This is a genomic window from Roseibium salinum (assembly GCF_026240905.1).
Classification (GTDB): domain Bacteria; phylum Pseudomonadota; class Alphaproteobacteria; order Rhizobiales; family Stappiaceae; genus Roseibium; species Roseibium salinum.
The window spans coordinates 1,561,770-1,577,748 of sequence record NZ_JAPEVI010000003.1 but is presented as its reverse complement, the minus strand read 5'-3'; the positions used below and the strand labels follow the sequence as shown (position 1 = coordinate 1,577,748).

The 15,979-nt window shown below is 60.4% G+C and carries 21 protein-coding genes; 11 read left to right on the top strand and 10 right to left on the bottom strand.

Features of this window, described 5'->3' with window-relative positions; all coding sequences use genetic code 11:
* Positions 1 to 4 precede the first annotated feature (4 nt).
* Both cydB and cydX read left to right on the top strand, forming a co-directional pair.
* A complete protein-coding gene (cydB, locus tag ON753_RS11855) occupies positions 5 to 1,162 on the top strand; it encodes a cytochrome d ubiquinol oxidase subunit II (RefSeq protein ID WP_265962741.1) in 1,158 nt (385 codons plus the stop codon).
* 12 nt (positions 1,163 to 1,174) lie between these two features.
* Complete coding sequence (gene cydX / locus ON753_RS11850) at positions 1,175 to 1,300, top strand: cytochrome bd-I oxidase subunit CydX (protein WP_265962740.1); 126 nt, start codon at positions 1,175 to 1,177, stop codon at positions 1,298 to 1,300.
* 75 nt (positions 1,301 to 1,375) lie between these two features.
* Here cydX and ON753_RS11845 read toward each other — a convergent pair whose 3' ends face one another.
* Positions 1,376 to 1,918 carry a peroxiredoxin gene (locus ON753_RS11845; protein ID WP_265962738.1) on the bottom strand — a complete coding sequence of 181 codons (543 nt, stop codon included), beginning with the start codon at positions 1,916 to 1,918 and terminating at the stop codon, positions 1,376 to 1,378.
* A 342-nt stretch (positions 1,919 to 2,260) separates the two neighbouring features.
* Here ON753_RS11845 and ON753_RS11840 point away from each other — a divergent pair, with 342 nt between their 5' ends.
* From ON753_RS11840 to ON753_RS11825, 4 genes are all read left to right on the top strand, one after another.
* On the top strand, positions 2,261 to 2,734 hold the full coding sequence (locus ON753_RS11840; RefSeq protein WP_265962736.1) for a TRAP transporter small permease subunit: 474 nt from the start codon (positions 2,261 to 2,263) through the stop codon (positions 2,732 to 2,734).
* Entirely contained in the window at positions 2,731 to 4,287 is a 1,557-nt protein-coding gene (locus ON753_RS11835) for a TRAP transporter large permease (protein ID WP_265962735.1), read from the top strand. Before ON753_RS11840 ends, ON753_RS11835 begins: the two co-directional genes overlap by 4 nt.
* Positions 4,288 to 4,305: 18 nt before the next feature.
* The gene (locus ON753_RS11830) at positions 4,306 to 5,370 is read left to right on the top strand and encodes a TRAP transporter substrate-binding protein (protein WP_265962734.1); all 1,065 of its coding nucleotides are present in this window, start codon (positions 4,306 to 4,308) and stop codon (positions 5,368 to 5,370) included.
* A gap of 145 nt (positions 5,371 to 5,515) precedes the next feature.
* Positions 5,516 to 5,863 (top strand): hypothetical protein, encoded by a 348-nt coding sequence (locus ON753_RS11825; RefSeq protein ID WP_265962733.1) that lies wholly within the window; start codon positions 5,516 to 5,518, stop codon positions 5,861 to 5,863.
* A 219-nt stretch (positions 5,864 to 6,082) separates the two neighbouring features.
* Here ON753_RS11825 and ON753_RS11820 read toward each other — a convergent pair whose 3' ends face one another.
* Positions 6,083 to 6,319, bottom strand: coding sequence for a hypothetical protein (locus ON753_RS11820; RefSeq protein ID WP_265962731.1), 237 nt, complete (start codon positions 6,317 to 6,319; stop codon positions 6,083 to 6,085).
* Positions 6,320 to 6,516: 197 nt separating this feature from the next.
* Positions 6,517 to 6,945: a CBS domain-containing protein gene (locus ON753_RS11815; protein WP_265962729.1), complete on the bottom strand. Its 429-nt coding sequence runs from the start codon at positions 6,943 to 6,945 to the stop codon at positions 6,517 to 6,519.
* A 496-nt stretch (positions 6,946 to 7,441) separates the two neighbouring features.
* Between ON753_RS11815 and ON753_RS11810 the strand changes: the two genes are divergently transcribed.
* On the top strand, positions 7,442 to 7,831 hold the full coding sequence (locus ON753_RS11810) for a hypothetical protein (RefSeq protein WP_265962727.1): 390 nt from the start codon (positions 7,442 to 7,444) through the stop codon (positions 7,829 to 7,831).
* A gap of 115 nt (positions 7,832 to 7,946) precedes the next feature.
* Here the strand turns inward: ON753_RS11810 and ON753_RS11805 are convergent, their stop codons facing one another.
* The 4 genes from ON753_RS11805 to ON753_RS11790 all read right to left on the bottom strand — a co-directional run bounded on the left by ON753_RS11805 (position 7,947) and on the right by ON753_RS11790 (position 9,125).
* The gene (locus ON753_RS11805) at positions 7,947 to 8,228 is read right to left on the bottom strand and encodes a DUF1488 family protein (protein WP_265962725.1); all 282 of its coding nucleotides are present in this window, start codon (positions 8,226 to 8,228) and stop codon (positions 7,947 to 7,949) included.
* A complete protein-coding gene (locus ON753_RS11800) occupies positions 8,219 to 8,407 on the bottom strand; it encodes a hypothetical protein (protein ID WP_265962724.1) in 189 nt (62 codons plus the stop codon). Before ON753_RS11800 ends, ON753_RS11805 begins: the two co-directional genes overlap by 10 nt.
* 21 nt (positions 8,408 to 8,428) lie before the next feature.
* Positions 8,429 to 8,680 carry a hypothetical protein gene (locus ON753_RS11795; protein ID WP_265962723.1) on the bottom strand — a complete coding sequence of 84 codons (252 nt, stop codon included), beginning with the start codon at positions 8,678 to 8,680 and terminating at the stop codon, positions 8,429 to 8,431.
* Positions 8,681 to 8,918: 238 nt separating this feature from the next.
* A complete protein-coding gene (locus ON753_RS11790; RefSeq protein WP_265962722.1) occupies positions 8,919 to 9,125 on the bottom strand; it encodes a cold-shock protein in 207 nt (68 codons plus the stop codon).
* 459 nt (positions 9,126 to 9,584) lie between these two features.
* Here ON753_RS11790 and ON753_RS11785 point away from each other — a divergent pair, with 459 nt between their 5' ends.
* Both ON753_RS11785 and ON753_RS11780 read left to right on the top strand, forming a co-directional pair.
* Positions 9,585 to 10,556, top strand: coding sequence for a hypothetical protein (locus ON753_RS11785; RefSeq protein ID WP_265962721.1), 972 nt, complete (start codon positions 9,585 to 9,587; stop codon positions 10,554 to 10,556).
* A gap of 66 nt (positions 10,557 to 10,622) precedes the next feature.
* Positions 10,623 to 11,627 carry a DUF3137 domain-containing protein gene (locus ON753_RS11780; RefSeq protein ID WP_265962720.1) on the top strand — a complete coding sequence of 335 codons (1,005 nt, stop codon included), beginning with the start codon at positions 10,623 to 10,625 and terminating at the stop codon, positions 11,625 to 11,627.
* Between the two features lie 12 nt (positions 11,628 to 11,639).
* Here the strand turns inward: ON753_RS11780 and ON753_RS11775 are convergent, their stop codons facing one another.
* On the bottom strand, positions 11,640 to 12,146 hold the full coding sequence (locus tag ON753_RS11775) for a sensor histidine kinase (protein ID WP_265962719.1): 507 nt from the start codon (positions 12,144 to 12,146) through the stop codon (positions 11,640 to 11,642).
* A 97-nt stretch (positions 12,147 to 12,243) separates the two neighbouring features.
* Here ON753_RS11775 and ON753_RS11770 point away from each other — a divergent pair, with 97 nt between their 5' ends.
* Positions 12,244 to 12,504 carry a hypothetical protein gene (locus tag ON753_RS11770; RefSeq protein ID WP_265962718.1) on the top strand — a complete coding sequence of 87 codons (261 nt, stop codon included), beginning with the start codon at positions 12,244 to 12,246 and terminating at the stop codon, positions 12,502 to 12,504.
* 54 nt (positions 12,505 to 12,558) lie between these two features.
* On the top strand, positions 12,559 to 12,819 hold the full coding sequence (locus ON753_RS11765; protein WP_265962716.1) for a hypothetical protein: 261 nt from the start codon (positions 12,559 to 12,561) through the stop codon (positions 12,817 to 12,819).
* 146 nt (positions 12,820 to 12,965) lie between these two features.
* Here ON753_RS11765 and ON753_RS11760 read toward each other — a convergent pair whose 3' ends face one another.
* Both ON753_RS11760 and ON753_RS11755 read right to left on the bottom strand, forming a co-directional pair.
* Entirely contained in the window at positions 12,966 to 13,310 is a 345-nt protein-coding gene (locus ON753_RS11760; RefSeq protein ID WP_265962714.1) for a putative pterin-binding protein, read from the bottom strand.
* A 274-nt stretch (positions 13,311 to 13,584) separates the two neighbouring features.
* The gene (locus ON753_RS11755) at positions 13,585 to 15,858 is read right to left on the bottom strand and encodes a vWA domain-containing protein (RefSeq protein ID WP_265962713.1); all 2,274 of its coding nucleotides are present in this window, start codon (positions 15,856 to 15,858) and stop codon (positions 13,585 to 13,587) included.
* Positions 15,859 to 15,979: the final 121 nt, after the last annotated feature.

Here is a 15,979-nt window from a genome sequence, read left to right as displayed (position 1 = left end):
CACCATGGTTCTCTTCGAATTGATCGATTATTCGACACTCAAAATGATCTGGTGGTTGCTGCTCGGCGTGTTGCTGATCGCGTTTGCTGTGACGGGCGGTTTCGACATGGGGGTCGGTACTTTGCTTCCCTTCATTGCCGAGACCGATATTGAACGGCGTGTGGTGATCAACACCATCGGCCCGACCTGGGAAGGCAATCAAGTCTGGTTCATCCTCGGCGGCGGGGCGATTTTCGCAGCCTGGCCGCCGCTCTACGCCATCAGCTTCTCGGGATTCTATATGGCAATGTTCGTGGTGCTCGCAGCCATGATCCTGAGGCCCGTCGCCTTCAAGTACCGCTCGAAACGGCCGGATCCATCCTGGCGAACTACCTGGGACTGGGCGCTCTTCACCGGCTCCGTCGTACCGGCTCTCGTATTCGGCGTGGCGGTGGGCAACGTCCTGCTCGGCGTCCCGTTCAGGCTGGACCCGGACCTGCGCATGACCTACGAAGGCTCGTTCTTCTGGCTGTTTTCGCCGTTCGCGCTGCTGTGCGGTCTGCTTTCCGTCGTCATGCTGGTGATGCACGGCTCCGTGTGGCTGGTCATGCGGACCTCGGGCGACATCGCACGGCGGGCGCGGCGGTTCGGAACGGTTTCCGCACTTCTCGGCATCATCCTCTTCGCCCTCGGCGGTTATCTGGTCGCCGGCGGATATGTCGAGGGGTTCCGCATCACGTCGGAGATCGATCCCAACATGCAAGCCAATCCTCTGGCCAAACAGGCAATCGTGGAAGGCGGGGCCTGGATGCGCAACTATGCGGTTCACCCGGTCCTGTGGCTGGCGCCGGCGCTCGGCTTCATCGGCCTGTTCGGAACGCTGATCCTGCTTCAGACACGGATGGAAATGCTGATCTTCGCGTTCTCCAAGTCGGCGGTCCTCGGGATCATATCAACGGTCGGCGTATCGATGTTTCCGTTCATTCTGCCGTCTTCCGTCCAGCCGGAGGCAAGTCTCACGGTCTGGGATGCCGCGTCCACCCATCGGACACTGTTCAACATGCTGGTGGCGACGGCGATCTTCCTGCCGATCATCCTCGTCTACACGGCCTGGGTCTACAAGGTCCTTTGGGGCAGGGTGGATGAAGAGGCGATCGAGCGTGACGACCATACGGCCTACTGAGGAGACAAACTGATGTGGTACTTTGCCTGGGCCCTCGGCATGCCGCTGGCGTGCTGCCTGGCCATCCTGAACGCCATGTGGCTGGAAATGCGCTTCGATGACGAAAGCCGCGGTTCGGGAGAGAAGCGCTCCAGCTGACCGCGGGGCGGACCTGACGAAAGAACCCAGGACTGCAAGACCGGGGTTCGTGACTGTTCTGTGTAGCCGAAACGCCTAAGCGGCTTCGATTTTCGCTGCGCGCAGCTTCTCCAGGATATTCTGCGGAGAAGAAATCCCATAGGGATCGCTTTCGCAGTTGTCGGAGAAGCCTTCCTCTTCGAACCACTGTTCCACGACCCCGTCGTTGACGATGGCGCCATAGCGCCATGAACGCATGCCAAAGCCGAGATTGTCCTTGGCAACCAGCATGCCCATCTTGCGGGTGAATTCGCCGGAGCCGTCCGGGATCACCTTGACGTTGCGGACGTCCTGCGCCTTGGCCCAGGCATTCATCACGAAGGCATCGTTGACGGAGATGCAGTAGATTTCGTCAATGCCCTCCGCCTTGAACTCTTCAAAGAGCTTTTCGAAATCAGGCAGCTGGAAAGTGGAGCAGGTGGGCGTGAACGCGCCCGGCAGCGAAAACAGGACAACCGTCTTGCCCTTGAAGTAGTCGTCGCTGGTCTTGTCTTCCCAGCGGAACGGATTCGGGCCTTCGATGGACCCGTCGCGAACGCGGGTGCGGAAGGTAACAAAGGGAACTTTTTTGCCGAGCATGATTAACTCCGTGTCTTGAATGGACGCTGACCTTTCAGGCCGCCGGGAGAATTGCCCCACCCACGGGAGGATGAGCAGAGCAGGCACCGGCGCCTGAAGGCAAAAGACGGCCTTCGCCTAACGCATTTGCTGCGCTGCCGCAATCCGTTTTGCACAAGCTAAACCCGCTCAGGTGCGACATGTTCGCCCAAGGGCTCCTTCCATTCGCCTGTGAGTTAGCTGAGCACTCGGCAAATCATTGTATACACGAGGGTTTCCGCCGATTAGTCTGGCATTCTACCGAAACGCCGGGCTGCGGAATCAGCACGGACGGGGACTGGAATTCAAACTATCGGGCATTGAATGCGACTTCTGTTTCTGGCGGTGCAAAGGCTGTGCATGTGGCTTGCCGCGATCGTTTTTCTCGGGCAGCTCGCCATGGTGCTGATGCGCTATCTGCTCGGCATCGGATTTCTGGAAATCCAGGATGGGGTCAACTACGCCTTTGCCGCCCTGGTCGCGCTTTCGGTTGCCGTTTCCTTTGATGCGGACAGGCATGTACGGGTCGATGTCTTCCGCCAGAAATGGAGCGAGCAAGCCAACAGGCGCATCGACCTGCTGGGCGATCTGTTCCTTGCTCTGCCGGTCTTCAGCCTGATGTCGTGGACCGCATTTCCGCTGGTGCGCAACTCCTGGGCCATCCTGGAAGGATCGCCCGAGACGGGCGGATTGCCGGGCCTCTATCTCGTCAAGACATGCCTTCTGATCCTGCCGGCCCTTGTGCTTCTGGTTGCGCTGACAAGGCTCGCGGGCGCAGTGCGGCGGACTTTCGCATGAGCGTGGATCTTATATGGCTCCTCCTGCTGGCGCTGGCGGTCTTCGCATGCATTCTGTCGGGTGTCCCCGTCCTTCTGGCCATCGCCGGGGCTCCGACATTGATTGCCATTGCGGCGGCCGTTCTCGGCCATTTCGATCTGGTCTTCTTTCAGGCCGTACCGCAGCGGGTCTACGGGGTCATGACCAACCCGTTGCTGATCGCGGTTCCGCTTTTCGTGCTGATGGGGCTTGTGCTCGAAAAATCCAGGCAGGCGGAGAAAATGCTGAAAAGCCTTACCGCCGCCCTTGGCGGCAATCAGTCTGCGCTTGCCCTGTCGGTCATTCTGGTTAGCGCGCTGATTGCAGCATCGACCGGCATTATCGGCGCGACGATCGTCATGCTTGGCACCATCACGCTTCCGGCACTCCTGTCGGCCGGCGTGAACAAGCATATGAGCAGCGGCCTCATCTGCGCCAGCGGCACGCTCGGGCAGATCATTCCACCCTCGATCATCCTGATCCTGCTGGGCGACCAGGTCTCAAATGCCTATTTCGAAGCGCAGCAGGAGGCAGGCAACTTCGCGCCGGATCCTGTTACGGTCGGCGATCTGTTTGCCGGAGCGCTCTTCCCGGGACTGTTGCTCGTGGCGCTTTACGCGGCTTATGTGGTGCTCAGGCTTCGCCGTACGGCGTCTCGCGACCTGTCCCAACAGCCCGTGAAGAAAGCCTCGGCGCTGAAACTGACCGGGAACATCGCGCCGACGCTGGGTCTGATTGTCGCCGTGCTCGGAAGCATTCTGATCGGGGTCGCCACGCCCACGGAAGCTGCGGGCGTCGGGGTGGCCGGAGCCATGCTGATTGCCGCCGCATCGCGGGGCGGGCGGAGCGCGTGGGCAGCCTCGGTCTGTGCGGTCCTTGCCGTCCTGCTGCTGATCTTGCGCCAGTCCGGGCTGTTCGGGCTGGAGTTTTCGGATGGCCGTATCGCCTGGTCCGGCACCTCGCTGGTCTCCATTCTCCTGAGCGTGACCGTCTTCGCGCTCCTGGTGGTCTCGGCATCGTCGCTCCTGCGCGGGGATGTCCTGCTGCCCGCCCTGCGCGAAACCGTGGCGATCACGGGCATGATTTTCGGCATTGTGATCGCCGCCAGCATTCTCTCGCTGGTCTTCCGCGGCTTCAATGGCGACGAACACGTCGCCGAATTGCTTCATGGCCTGCCGGGCGGGCCCTACGGCATGCTGCTCCTGACGATGCTGGTCATCTTTCTGCTCGGCTTCATTCTGGAATTCGTCGAGATCATCTTTATCGTCGTTCCGATCGTCGGACCGATTATCCTGCAGTCGGACATCAGCCCGGTCTGGTTCGCGGTGCTGATTGCGCTGAACCTGCAAACGTCTTTCTTGACACCACCCTTCGGTTTCGCGCTCTTCTATTACCGGTCGGTCGCTCCCGCGGACATCCGCACCTGGGATATCTATGTCTCGGTCGTACCGTTCGTCGCGATCCAGCTGCTGGCACTGGCGGTCGTTGCCGCTTTCCCGGCACTCGCAACCTGGCTGCCCGCCGTCCTGTTCTGAGCAAGTATGGAGACTTACATGAAAAGACGAGATTTCTTGAAAGCGGGAGCTGTCGCCGCGCCCGCAAGCATGCTGGCGGCTCCCGCAATCGCCCAGGGCAAGATCGAATGGAAACTGCCGACGTCCTTTCCGGCCAAGGCGCCCGGTGTCGGCACCAATGTGACGACGTTCGCCGACCGCGTCGCTGCGATGTCGGACGGTCAGCTGACGTTCAAGGTCTTTTCCGGCGGAGAGCTTGTTCCGCCGTTCGGGGTAGAAGACGCGGTCGAGCAGGGAACGGCCGAGATCGGTCATTCGACACCCTATTACGCAGCATCCAAGAACTCGGCTCTGCATTTCTTCTCCGCCGTTCCCTTCGGCTTGACAGCGGTCGAGACGACGGCATGGCTGCGCTATGGCGGTGGCCAGGAGCTTTGGGACGGGCTCTATGCGGAACGTGGCCTGAAGCCGTTCTATTCGGGCAGTTCCGGCGTGCAGGCCGCAGGCTGGTTCAAGAATCCGGTTGAAAGCGTCGACGACCTGGCCGGACTGAACATGCGCATTGCCGGTCTCGGCGGGGAGGCGATGCGCAAGCTCGGCGTCAATGCCGTGATGCTGCCGCCTCCGGAAATCTTCCCGGCCTTCCAGTCCGGCGCAATTGACGCGGCAGAATGGGTCGGCCCGATGCTGGATCAGGCATTCGGACTGCAGAAGGTGGCCAAATACTGCTATGTGCCTGCATTCCACGAGCCTTCGGCCGCCCTCGAAATCGTCGTGAACAAGGAGGCCTTCGACAGCCTGCCGGCTCACCTGCAGGCCGTGATCGCCAATGCAGCGGAAGCGGCCTCCGCGGAGACGACGGCCCAGTTCGATTATTATAACGCGGTCGCCCTGCAGAAACTGGCATCGGAAGGCGTGACCTTTGCAAACTTCCCCGACGACGTCGTGGCGGCACTCAAGAAGGCCGTCGGCGAGGTGATGGCGGAAAACGGCGCAGCCAATCCGGCCTTTGCGGAGGTGAAGGAGAGCTATGACGCGTTTCTCTCCCTTGCCCGGGACTACGCGGCGCTCGTGAAGGTCCCGACGTTCACCCAGCGTCTTTGACGCAGGCGGCCTGCCGCGGCACGCGTTCCTGCGGCCTGGGCCGGAGGGAAGCCCCGGCCGCGGGAGGCCAATCCAGTGCTGTCCGAGCGCATCCCGCTAAGGTGTGCCGGAGGGAACAAAACGGGGCGCGTTGTGTTTCCCCGGTATGGACACACGTATCTTCAAGCTGACGCCTGTGGCGCCCGACTGGGACCCCAATTGGGATGTTGCCCCGAACCAGGGCGAAGTGATCGTACGCGCCGAAAGTCCGGCCGACGCCCGTATCGTTGCGGCGGAAGCGGAACTGGATTTTCTCGAACTGCGTGCCAAGCCCAGTGAGGGGACGTCGACACGCTCTGCCAGCGCCTTTCGCAACGAAAGGCTCTACGCCGTTTCGGAACTGACCACGGACGAGTTTTCCGCCAAAGGTCCGCGCGAGGTTCTCGCCGGCTCGATCCACAATCCGGTCAAGCCCGGCGCGGATGCCCCTATCGGTTCCGCAGGCCGGACGTAGCCGGCTTTCGCGCGGTCCGGATTTCGAGGTGTCTCTCCAAGTGCCTCGCTAAACCTCAATGCGGCAGACCCAAAAGACAAGACCATCTCATCTGCGTTTGGAAAATCGCATATGAGATGGTCTTGAGGTCCAATATCGCCTGGTGCTCCTCACCAGCTTCCTTCCCCGCCGCCCTCGCACAGGCGGAGGAGGGCTTGTGACGGACCAGGTACACATAACCTAATCGGCACGATCCTGAAGCTGTGTCGCTCCCTTCCGTGCGGCGCAATGGGCGCAACAATAGATGATGTCGTCCTCTTCCACGCCGTGTCCGGCGATGCGGGTTCCACAACTCGGGCAGGTCGGCGCGAGCTTGTGGATCGCGCATTCAAAACTGTCGAATTCGTATTTGGTGCCGGCCATGACGACCTGAAATGTCTTGTCATAGTCGTTGCCGCATTGATCGCATTTTGGCATCTGGTGCCTCCAATCTCTTGCCTGTAAAGGCAGGTGCAATGGATGTTCCGTTACATCAGCAATTCCGGGCCTGCTCCGGAAGGCAATGCGCTCGCGCGCCCAGTGCAAAACTGGCGGCAAAGGGCGTTGGCCGGAAGCAGGGGGTGATGCAACCGCCGGCGGAATATCCTCCGCCGGCCTTTGTTCAACCCGCAATGTCAGGCCTGCCGATGCGGACCGCCAGGCTTGGAGACCTCGCGGAACGCGGCCTCACCGGAATTGCCGTCCTGGCGTGCGATCTCGCCGAGGGAGACGATACCCACGAGCCGTTTGTCGCGGTTCACGACGGGCATCCTGCGGATCTTGAGCGTCGCGAGATTGTCGCTGACTTCCTGAAGATCCTCATCTTCGTAGCAATAGAGCACTTCCGCACTCATCACGCTGCGCGCCGGCGTGTCCGGGCCTTTGCCTTCGGCAACCGCGCGAATGGCAATGTCCCGGTCCGTCACAACGCCGACGAGCCTGTCATTCTCGCCGATCGGCATGACGCCGCAATCGCACTCCAACATCTTTCGGGCAACGTCACGGATGGTGTCGTCAGGTGCACATACCGTGACATCCTTGGACATGCATTCCTGGATCTTCATCGGGAAACCTCCATTGACTGAAAGCGCATCGGCTACCGTCCCTCCTTGCGGGCGATAAAAGATGCGCGTGAATTCACTTCGTAAATCCACCGCCGATTTCGGCGGCCGAGAGGGGATCGAGGACGGTCTACGACTATGTGAGAGGGTTGATTTTCGATGGTCGCCCCACGCGTGTCGACGTGTCGTCCTGCGGATCCTCCATAGGGAAGCCAACGGGGAACTGTGCCTTATGTTCCTTTTTCGTCGATCACTTTTTCAGGTCCTCAGGCGTGCTCCTGCAGTTGATCGCTCCTCGCTGTTCGCCTGCGACCGGATCTCCCTCATGGTCGCTACGCTGCGATAGCCGTGCGAACGTGGTCCGGCAACGAATGATAGACCTTGACCATCTGGCCCGGCGCCACATGGTGATCCAGCACGCCGCAGACATTCTTCAGCGCCACCTTCGGGTCGACCGGCCGGGAGTCGGGCAGGGCCTGGGCCCCTCTGTACAGACGGTATGGCTCAGGCGGCCAGGATTGTTCTCAGGGAGCATGAACGGCTTACGCAGCCGATCTGCTATCTCCTCGCTCACGCAATCGAGCTGGCGCTGAAATCTGCTTTACGGGCGTCGGGAGTGTCGTTGGAGGCGCCGCGGAAGAATGTCGGTCACGATCTCGATGGAGCTGCGCGGCGCGTGATAAAACTCGGGCAAGATCCAGTCTCGGCGGTCGTACAGGAGCGGGTCGACGAGATCGGCCTGCTAAACGTCTATCATCAGGCGAAGGAGTTCGAGCACCGGGTCACAGGGGCCAGGACCTATCCGCACCCGGACATGCTATTGCAGTTTCTGGAGGAGCTGCTCGAGAATGTCGAGCCTCTGGCGTACTCTGTGTTGCCGGACCGGTAGAACCGCACCGATAGAATACAGCGCGTCTCGTCGCGCCCGCTTCCCGTGTTACGCACTGCACAGGCAAACTGTGCGGGATACGCCTCAGCTTCCTGTCCCGATTGCCGGTCTCACTTCATTTCTTTCGAAAGTCGGCGGCCGTCAGAGTGTAGGTTGGTCGGCGACCTTTGGCATAGGCTTCGCGCGCGACGTCCAGGATGGAGGCGCGCAATGCATCGAAGGTCCTGAGCCAGCGCGCTTCAACCGTACCGGAAGGATTCGAGTTGGTCTCGAACCTGGCCAGAGCATCCACTTCCACGAAAAACCTGACCTCGAACATGCCATCATAACCGGTGAATCCAATGACATTGCGCGATTCCTGGAAATCACGGCTTGGGTTTGGAAAGGTCAGGGACATGGAGAAATTTCCGGCGCGTTGAACAGAACCGGCGCGGGCCTGGGTTTGTCGGTAATGGCTGCCGGTGCCGGTTCGCGGTCGCCGAAAGCAATGGCAAAACGGGGAAAAGCGGTGGAGCTGAATCTGCTGCTCCGCTTCAAAGGGATGGGGAAAGGAATGACTTTGCTGGATTTACGCATCGGCTTTATCCTTTGTTTGGATCACGCTCTTGGCAGTGGATAGGCGTCGTCTGCGTAAAGTGCGGCAATTTCGTCGGCCCTGAAACGCTGCTCTTCGGTTTCCAGGATTGCTCCGGCCAGAAGTTCGACGGGCATGTCTTCAATGAGGTAGCGGAGTGCTTCCGCCGTCGTATCGAAACGGCGATAACCCAGGCTACGGAACCGGGCCGAGCGCTTGCCCGGGTAGAGCTCGGCGCTGGCGGTGTAGTCGCACTCGACGGTTTTGGTCTTCATGGATTTTCTCCGGCTTACGCCAGGTTCTTCGACGTCATCCCATATTGAATATGAAGATACGCCTTTCGACTGTTCCCGGCCAACGTTCGCGTTGGCTCAGACCCTGACGATTTGCAGTGAAACGTCCGCTGCTTTGAGTTGTATCGATCGCCCGGAAGTGGCTTTCGGCCGATCAACAAAGTGCCGTTTTCATTGGCTTTGTGGGCCGGGACTGCACCGCAGTCCCGGCGAAATTGCTTTATGCCAGCTGCAGATTGACTGCCGATGTCTTGCCGTCGCGACCGTTTTCCAGTTCGTAGGTGACTGCCTGACCTTCGTTGAGACCCGAAAGGCCGGCACGCTCTACTGCCGAAATGTGAACGAAAGCGTCCTTGCTGCCGTCAGAAGGCGAGATGAAACCAAAGCCTTTGGTGGCATTGAAGAATTTAACGGTACCGTTGATCATGTGTATATCTTTTCATTTGGCCCGGTCCACAGTGGACAAGCGGGCATATTCCGGCCCGCAAGCACGCGGATCGGTTCAGGAACGTTCGCAAAATCAGGAGTAAAGCCTGTGCTGGCTGGCCAGCACAGAGAATTGCCAATAATCGGCGGAAACGTACTCTCATATATAGGCACAGAGCGCCTGACAAGCAAGGCCGGAACAGGATTTAGAGCATTTCTCGACAATATTGCCTCATCAAATGATCCAATATTGTCGAGAAATGCTCTCGCTGAGAAGTCTCTCCAAAGCGTGTGTGCGCTGCCGCCAGGCCGGTTGTGTCGAGCTGGTCTTCAAGCTGTGTCATACTGCCCGGTGGCCGACCCCGCCCCGTCCAAACAAACGGGGCGCTGCCGGGCCGGTTGTGCGACTGTTTGGCCCAACGGCCGAGACAGGCGGATTTCAAACAAGAAAGAGATCGACATGTGGGATTTCAACCTCGGCAGCGCATTGCGGATGATGGTGCGCACACTGCCGTTTATCCTGTTGCGCGTGGTCGTTTATTTCGGCATTGCGCTTGGCTACGTCCTGGTCACCGGCGCCGGGGCCGGCATCGGCTATGGTATAGGCGCTCTTGGCGACGAAGGATTCCAGGCGAACACCGCCATATGGGGTGGGCTCGCCGGGTTCGGGTTGTTCGGCTTCATCATGTACTGGGTGCGCGAATATATCCTTTATATCGTCAAGGCGGGTCATATAGCGGTTCTGATCTCACTGATCGACGGCAATGAGATCCCTGAGGGGCGTGGCCAGGTTGCGCATGCGACGGCGGTGGTCAAACAGCGTTTCGGGCAGGCCAGTGCGCTCTTCGCCATCGATCAACTCATCAAGGGGGTCGTCACCGCGATCTCCGGCCTGGTGCGGGGCATTTTGACCCTTCTACCGATACCGGGTATCCAGCAGATCTCAAGCATCCTGTCAGCCTTTTTGCGTATCGCGGTCGGATTTGTCGACGAGGTGATCCTTGCCTATGCGATCCGTACCGAATCCACCAATGCATGGATGTCCGCCAAGGAGGCACTGGTGCTTTACGGCCAGAACTACAAGGTGATGCTCAAGAACGCCGCCTGGCTGGCGGTCATCGTCTATGGGCTCGGCTTTCTGGTCTTTCTGCTCATGCTCGCGCCGGCGGCGCTGGTCGTCTATCTCATGCCCGGGGCATGGACAGCGGGCGGATTCGTATTCGCTTTGCTTTTCGCATGGAGCGTCAAGGTGGCACTGCTGGAGCCCGTCGCCATCACCTGCATGATGCAGGTCTACTTCAAGACCATCGAAGGCCAACAACCCGATCCCGATTGGGAGGCCAAGCTTGAACAACTGTCGAAAAAATTCCGCAAGCTGAAGGACCGTGCCCTCGGGACTGCGGACGGCGAGGGCGCGATTCCCGGCATATGAGGGGGAGTTTCGGTTGCCGATCGAGAGAAGAACGGACATTTCATGACGACCACATTTGCCGAACACATGCCCATCGAGTTCGGCTTTTCCAAACACTTCGATGAGCGCATCGTGCCGCGCCTGAACGAACTCGAAGAACAGCGGCAAGCGATTCTGGCCGTGGCCAAAAGACATGCCGCGATCGCGCTGGCTGCCGGGGCGGTGTTCGGCCTTTTGTTCATGTTGTTCGGCAGTGGCTCGGGCGGGATTGGTGGCCTATTGGCCGGTTTCTTCATTCCGCTCGCTTTCGGCGCCGTTGCCGCCTTTCTTCTGTGGAAGCGACAGGCCAGGAAATGGAACGGTACGGCCGCTGAAGCGGTGATGCCGGAGGTCTGCGAGTTCCTTGGCGACCTGAGCTACGACTACGAAGCCCACAAAGGATTTCCGCTGGAACGCATGCAAAAGCTTGGCGTGATCCGGTCCCACACACGCTCGGAAATCAGCGACCGCCTGGAAGGCACCTACCGCGAAACGCCGTTTGAGATCGTCGAGGCCGAACTCATCAGCGAAGCGAAACGGAGCAGCGCGAACGCGTCCAACAACGGCAGCAACCGATCCAGCCGAACGCTGTTCAAGGGATTGCTGATGCGCATCGGCGTCCCCGAGCCGATTCCAACCCGCATCCTGATCGCACGCGACTTCGGCCCCGCCAACAAGCTCGGTGAGCTCTTTGGCGGCAGTTCTGGGCGCGGCATGCCGAAACTCGATACCGGTCACCCCGAATTCGAGCGGCATTTCGAGGTTTATGCCGCCGACCCGAAGGTTGCCCGGGATGTACTGGCCCCGGGGTTGTTGGACAATTTCGTCCGCATTGCCGAGTCCGAGGCGGGACGCCACGGCACCGAGGGCCTGGAGGCCGGATTTCACGATGACTCCTTTTTCATGGCACTCAAGCGTGAGGGCGATTTCCTGAAGATGGGTGGGCTCACCACCCCGGCCGATGCGATTGAAGGGGATCTGCACGGTGTTTTCGAGGATATCGCCACGGTGCGCCGCATTATTGATCGCCTGCAAGGCGATCATCCCGCCTGATCGCCAGAGCTGTCACTCCTTGAGAGGAAGATGCAGGGTAAAAGTGGATCCGACGCCTTGGCGTGATTGAAAACTCAGAAGGCCGCCGAGCAGAATCGCCAGGCGCTGCGATATGTTGAGGCCAAGCCCGATTCCGGAGATGTTGCGAGACGTTTTCGACCTGAAGAAGCGGCTGAACACACGAGGCTGCTCTTCTTCGGAAATGCCGATGCCCCTGTCATGGACCCCAATTGCAATCCGCTCCGGTTCGGTCCGAGTGATGATATGCACCGGCTCATTCGTCGGTGAATACTTGATAGCGTTGGACACAAGATTGGTCAGGATCTGCTCGGCCAGCAAAGGGTCGGTGACCAGGCTGGCGGGTGTGTCGGGCGCGATGTGCACCTCGATGCGCCGCTCCGGCGTGAGTTCGAGCTGCCGCATGGCGACACCGCTGATGAGCGCTGCAGGGTCGCAGGGCTGCTTGTAGGCTTCGAGTTGTCCGCCATCCAGGCGTATGGACTTGAGCGTCATCTCCATGAGGCGCGTCAGTCCGGTGACCGCCTGCCGGACACGCCCGGCCCGCTGAACGATTTCCTCGCGTGTCATGGTCGCACCATCGCGGCCTATGCGCTGCATGGACGAGATCGATAACAGCCAGCGGGGTGCGGAATTGATGCGACACCAGATCGATGAAGCTGCGGTAGGCCTTACGCATTTCCTGTTCGTGCAGGAGTGCCTGCTGCGCGCGATGCCTGTCGACAAGCGCACGCACCATGATCAGGCAGATCAGCGCTCCCAGGACCAATATCCCGATGATCGAAACGATGACCTGGGCAATCGCCGCATTGATCGCATCGCTGCGGGCGCCTGTCTCATCCCAGTGCAACACCATTGAGCGGTTGGCCGCGCGCCCGAGATCGTCAACCAGCGGCGAGACGACATCACGGATATGCGCGGCTGTCTTGATGTCGCGCGACACCAGTCCGGCAATCTCGTCCTCGATGGCCAGAATCGCCGTCTGATGGTCCAGCAGCGTCTGTCTGAAGCCGATTTCCTCCAGATGCCGCGCCTGCGGCCCCTCCAGCAGGAGGGCCAGACGGCTGAGAAGGAGGTCATAGTGAAGTTCACGGTCGGTCTCGCCGGGCATGTCTGCGACGTCACCTGCAACAGTCCCCTCAAGCAGCAACGCCGCCGAACGCGCCCGTGCTAGAACCCAGATCATGTTGTCGGCGACGCTGCGCCGCGTTTCGGCTTCTGTACTCGACAAGCGCATGAGAGCGAACCCCAGCAATACGCCAAACGCCAGTATCGCGCAGCCCGACAGCGCGTAGCCTATGGCGGTCCTGCGATTCGGCCTCATTGAACCGTCAGGCTGTCGAGCTGCCAGACCCAGCGGTAATCGTAGCGGATATCCTGAAGCTCGCCGACATCGTCGCGCGGATAGACGATCCATAACGGTCCCTTGTCCCGAGCGGTCAGTCGCCTGCCGTTCATTTTCATCGCAACGAGCACATCGAAACGTTCGAAATCGCTCATGGGAATGTCGATCACATAATCGTTGAGCGCATGGGCTGTTGCAATTTCACCCTTGGCACCCACCAGTTCCAGCAGGTCGCGCATCAGGAAACCCTCGAAATGCTGTGGGCCGTCGGTCACGGAAGTGTGCGTCTCCAGCTCATGACGCTCAAGGGCAGACAGCATCTGACGGTCAAAAACCGCCTGGCCATTCACGTTCGTCTCGGTAACCGCACCTCCCACGCGAAGCACCGGCCGGCCGGTCGGTTTCGGGAGGCTTTGACCCGCCTGTGCAAATGAGGGCGCGGACATAGCCACAAGGATGAGCAGCCCCATCAGAGCGCGCTGTAAATTGCCACGTGGTTGCAAAGGTCTCCCCCGATCCCGAAATTGTCCCGACCGGACGCAGGACAACAAATCTGACCACTCATGTCCACCTGGCCGGGAAAGGGGACCGTTGTCACTGCACCTCGATGATGGCCCGGCTCAGAACCGCGGGTCCGGCGAGATCGAGCAGCCGGAATTCATAAGTTCCAGGCTCCTCCGGCATTGTGAAGGCGCGCGGTGGCTCGTTGTCTGCCTGCTCGACCTCGATCCAGGTGAAGTCCGACTGATCGCGTCTGGCAAGCGCGATGCGCTGGCGCTGGCTCGCCGATGAGGAAGACCATCCCACCTGCACCGTTTCGCCCGGCGCCGCCGTATCTGGAACATCAAGGGAACCGCCCCTGTCCAGCGCGGCATCCTCCGCAATCACCTCAACCGTGGCGCGGGCCAGCGTCCGCCGGCCTTCTTCGAGGACGAACCTTACCTCATACACTCCTGTTTCCTTCGGGGCGCGCAATGTCGCTTCGGTCCGGTCCCTGACGCGTTTGTGGCCTTTGACTTCGCCTTCTTCGCTGCCCATCGGCACGATGGTGACGATATCCCGGCCGTTGGTATCGCCCTCCCAGCGAACGGAGATCTCCCCGTTGGCGCGCACCGTTTCGGTTGCCGTCAACTGGACTGCCGGTTCGGTAACCTCGACAGGTGTAGCGGCAAGTGTCCGCCGTCCTTCATCGAGGACATAGCGCACCTCATAGAGCCCAGTTTCGCCGGGAACACGCAGACCGGATGAATTGTCATCCTTGACCCGGACGTGATTTCCGACCTCATCCTCGTCGGCGCCGGCCGGAACAATGGTAATGAGATCTCGCCGGTCGGTGGCCGTACTCCAGGTCACCTCGATGCTTGAACCGGCGAGGGCGGTCTCAGGGGCATCAACGCTCACCTCCGGCTCGGTGACCTCGATCGGTGCTGCGGTAAGTGTCCGCCGTCCTTCATCAAGGACATACCGCACCTCGTAGAACCCCGCTTCGCCGGGGACGCGCAGACCGGATGAAGTGTCATCCTTGACCCGGACGTGATTGCCGACCTCATCCTCGTCGGCATCCGCCGGAACAATGGTAATGAGATCACGTCGGTCGGTGGCCGTGCTCCAGCTCACCTCGATGCTCGAACCGGCGAGGGCAGTCTCTGGGGCTTCAACGTGCACTTCCGGTTCGGTGACTTCGATCGGTGCTGCGGCAAGTGTCCGCCGACCTTCATCAAGAACGTACCGCACCTCGTAGAGCCCCGTTTCGCCGGGAACACGCAGTCCGGATGAATTGTCATCCTTGACCCGGACGTGATTTCCGACCTCATCCTCATCCGCACCCGCCGGAACAATGGTGATGAGATCACGCCGGTCCACGGGCGCACTCCAGGTTACCTCGATGCTCGAACCGGCGAGGGCAGTCTCTGGGGCTTCAACGCGCACTTCCGGTTCGGTGACCTCGACAGGCGCGGCGGCCAGCGTGCGCCGACCTTCATCGAGGACATACCGCACCTCGTAGAGCCCCGTTTCGCCTGGAACGCGCAGGCCGGATGAAGTGTCATCCTTGACCCGGACATGATTTCCGACCTCATCCTCGTCGGCGCCCGCCGGAACAATGGTGATGAGATCACGCCGGTCCACGGGCGCACTCCAGGTCACTTCGATGCTCGAGCCGGCCAGGGCGGTCTCAGGGGCATCAACACTCACCTCGAACTCGGGTTCCGGCTCGGGCTCAGGCTTAGGTTCCGGCGCGGAGGCAACGGCGGCACTGACCTCGCCCAGGGCACCCTGCAAGCCACTCGCGTCAGACGCGGCAATGAAACGGCCTCCTGTCTGCTCGGCGATACAGGCGAGCGACTCCTGCTCCTCTTCGCTATCCAGTCCGAAGCCGATAACATGTGCGGTAAAGCCGATACCGGCGCGTTCCAGATCATTTGCCAAAGCACAAGGATCGCGCTCGCAGCTCTCGATACCGTCGGAAATGACGACCACGGTCGCCGGGTTATCGCGAAAAGCGAGCTCGTCGGCGGCCTTTTCTATGGCGGCGCTCAACGGGGTCTTGCCACGCGGGGTAATCTGGCGCACGCGGCTGAGAAATTCGGATGGATCCACGCGTCCCGGCGGGATGATGGTTTCGATATCCGAACAGTCGGCTTCCCGGCGGTGTCCGTAGGCCATAAGTCCGAGATTGGTCTGAGCCGTCCAGTCACCCATCAGGCTTTCCATGGCGTCGCGGGCGATCTCGATCTTGGCGATGCCGTCGATCTGCCCCCACATCGAGTTCGATCCGTCGAACACCACCATGACGTCGTCAAGGGCATGGGCATGGCTACCCAAAAAAAGGCCCGCGACCGTGACAACGGCAAAAACTGTGCGTTTCATGAGCTTTTCTCCCCGGCTGATCCGCTGTCCCCACATATACCGGCGCGCACGATCTTCCCCCGTCCAAACGGACGGGGCGCTCCTGAGACACCAATGATAGGCGCAAGACTTGCATTAAACG

What these genes read in the sequence shown, in the direction of transcription:
- cydB (WP_265962741.1), top strand. Translation starts at nt 5, where the DNA reads ATGGTTCTCTTCGAATTGATCGATTATTCGACACTCAAAATGATCTGG.
- cydX (WP_265962740.1), top strand. Translation starts at nt 1,175, where the DNA reads ATGTGGTACTTTGCCTGGGCCCTCGGCATGCCGCTGGCGTGCTGCCTG.
- ON753_RS11845 (WP_265962738.1), bottom strand. Translation starts at nt 1,918, where the DNA reads ATGCTCGGCAAAAAAGTTCCCTTTGTTACCTTCCGCACCCGCGTTCGC.
- ON753_RS11840 (WP_265962736.1), top strand. Translation starts at nt 2,261, where the DNA reads ATGCGACTTCTGTTTCTGGCGGTGCAAAGGCTGTGCATGTGGCTTGCC.
- ON753_RS11835 (WP_265962735.1), top strand. Translation starts at nt 2,731, where the DNA reads ATGAGCGTGGATCTTATATGGCTCCTCCTGCTGGCGCTGGCGGTCTTC.
- ON753_RS11830 (WP_265962734.1), top strand. Translation starts at nt 4,306, where the DNA reads ATGAAAAGACGAGATTTCTTGAAAGCGGGAGCTGTCGCCGCGCCCGCA.
- ON753_RS11825 (WP_265962733.1), top strand. Translation starts at nt 5,516, where the DNA reads ATGGACACACGTATCTTCAAGCTGACGCCTGTGGCGCCCGACTGGGAC.
- ON753_RS11820 (WP_265962731.1), bottom strand. Translation starts at nt 6,319, where the DNA reads ATGCCAAAATGCGATCAATGCGGCAACGACTATGACAAGACATTTCAG.
- ON753_RS11815 (WP_265962729.1), bottom strand. Translation starts at nt 6,945, where the DNA reads ATGAAGATCCAGGAATGCATGTCCAAGGATGTCACGGTATGTGCACCT.
- ON753_RS11810 (WP_265962727.1), top strand. Translation starts at nt 7,442, where the DNA reads ATGGCTCAGGCGGCCAGGATTGTTCTCAGGGAGCATGAACGGCTTACG.
- ON753_RS11805 (WP_265962725.1), bottom strand. Translation starts at nt 8,228, where the DNA reads ATGTCCCTGACCTTTCCAAACCCAAGCCGTGATTTCCAGGAATCGCGC.
- ON753_RS11800 (WP_265962724.1), bottom strand. Translation starts at nt 8,407, where the DNA reads ATGCGTAAATCCAGCAAAGTCATTCCTTTCCCCATCCCTTTGAAGCGG.
- ON753_RS11795 (WP_265962723.1), bottom strand. Translation starts at nt 8,680, where the DNA reads ATGAAGACCAAAACCGTCGAGTGCGACTACACCGCCAGCGCCGAGCTC.
- ON753_RS11790 (WP_265962722.1), bottom strand. Translation starts at nt 9,125, where the DNA reads ATGATCAACGGTACCGTTAAATTCTTCAATGCCACCAAAGGCTTTGGT.
- ON753_RS11785 (WP_265962721.1), top strand. Translation starts at nt 9,585, where the DNA reads ATGTGGGATTTCAACCTCGGCAGCGCATTGCGGATGATGGTGCGCACA.
- ON753_RS11780 (WP_265962720.1), top strand. Translation starts at nt 10,623, where the DNA reads ATGCCCATCGAGTTCGGCTTTTCCAAACACTTCGATGAGCGCATCGTG.
- ON753_RS11775 (WP_265962719.1), bottom strand. Translation starts at nt 12,146, where the DNA reads ATGGAGATGACGCTCAAGTCCATACGCCTGGATGGCGGACAACTCGAA.
- ON753_RS11770 (WP_265962718.1), top strand. Translation starts at nt 12,244, where the DNA reads ATGGACGAGATCGATAACAGCCAGCGGGGTGCGGAATTGATGCGACAC.
- ON753_RS11765 (WP_265962716.1), top strand. Translation starts at nt 12,559, where the DNA reads ATGCGCGGCTGTCTTGATGTCGCGCGACACCAGTCCGGCAATCTCGTC.
- ON753_RS11760 (WP_265962714.1), bottom strand. Translation starts at nt 13,310, where the DNA reads ATGCTGTCTGCCCTTGAGCGTCATGAGCTGGAGACGCACACTTCCGTG.
- ON753_RS11755 (WP_265962713.1), bottom strand. Translation starts at nt 15,858, where the DNA reads ATGAAACGCACAGTTTTTGCCGTTGTCACGGTCGCGGGCCTTTTTTTG.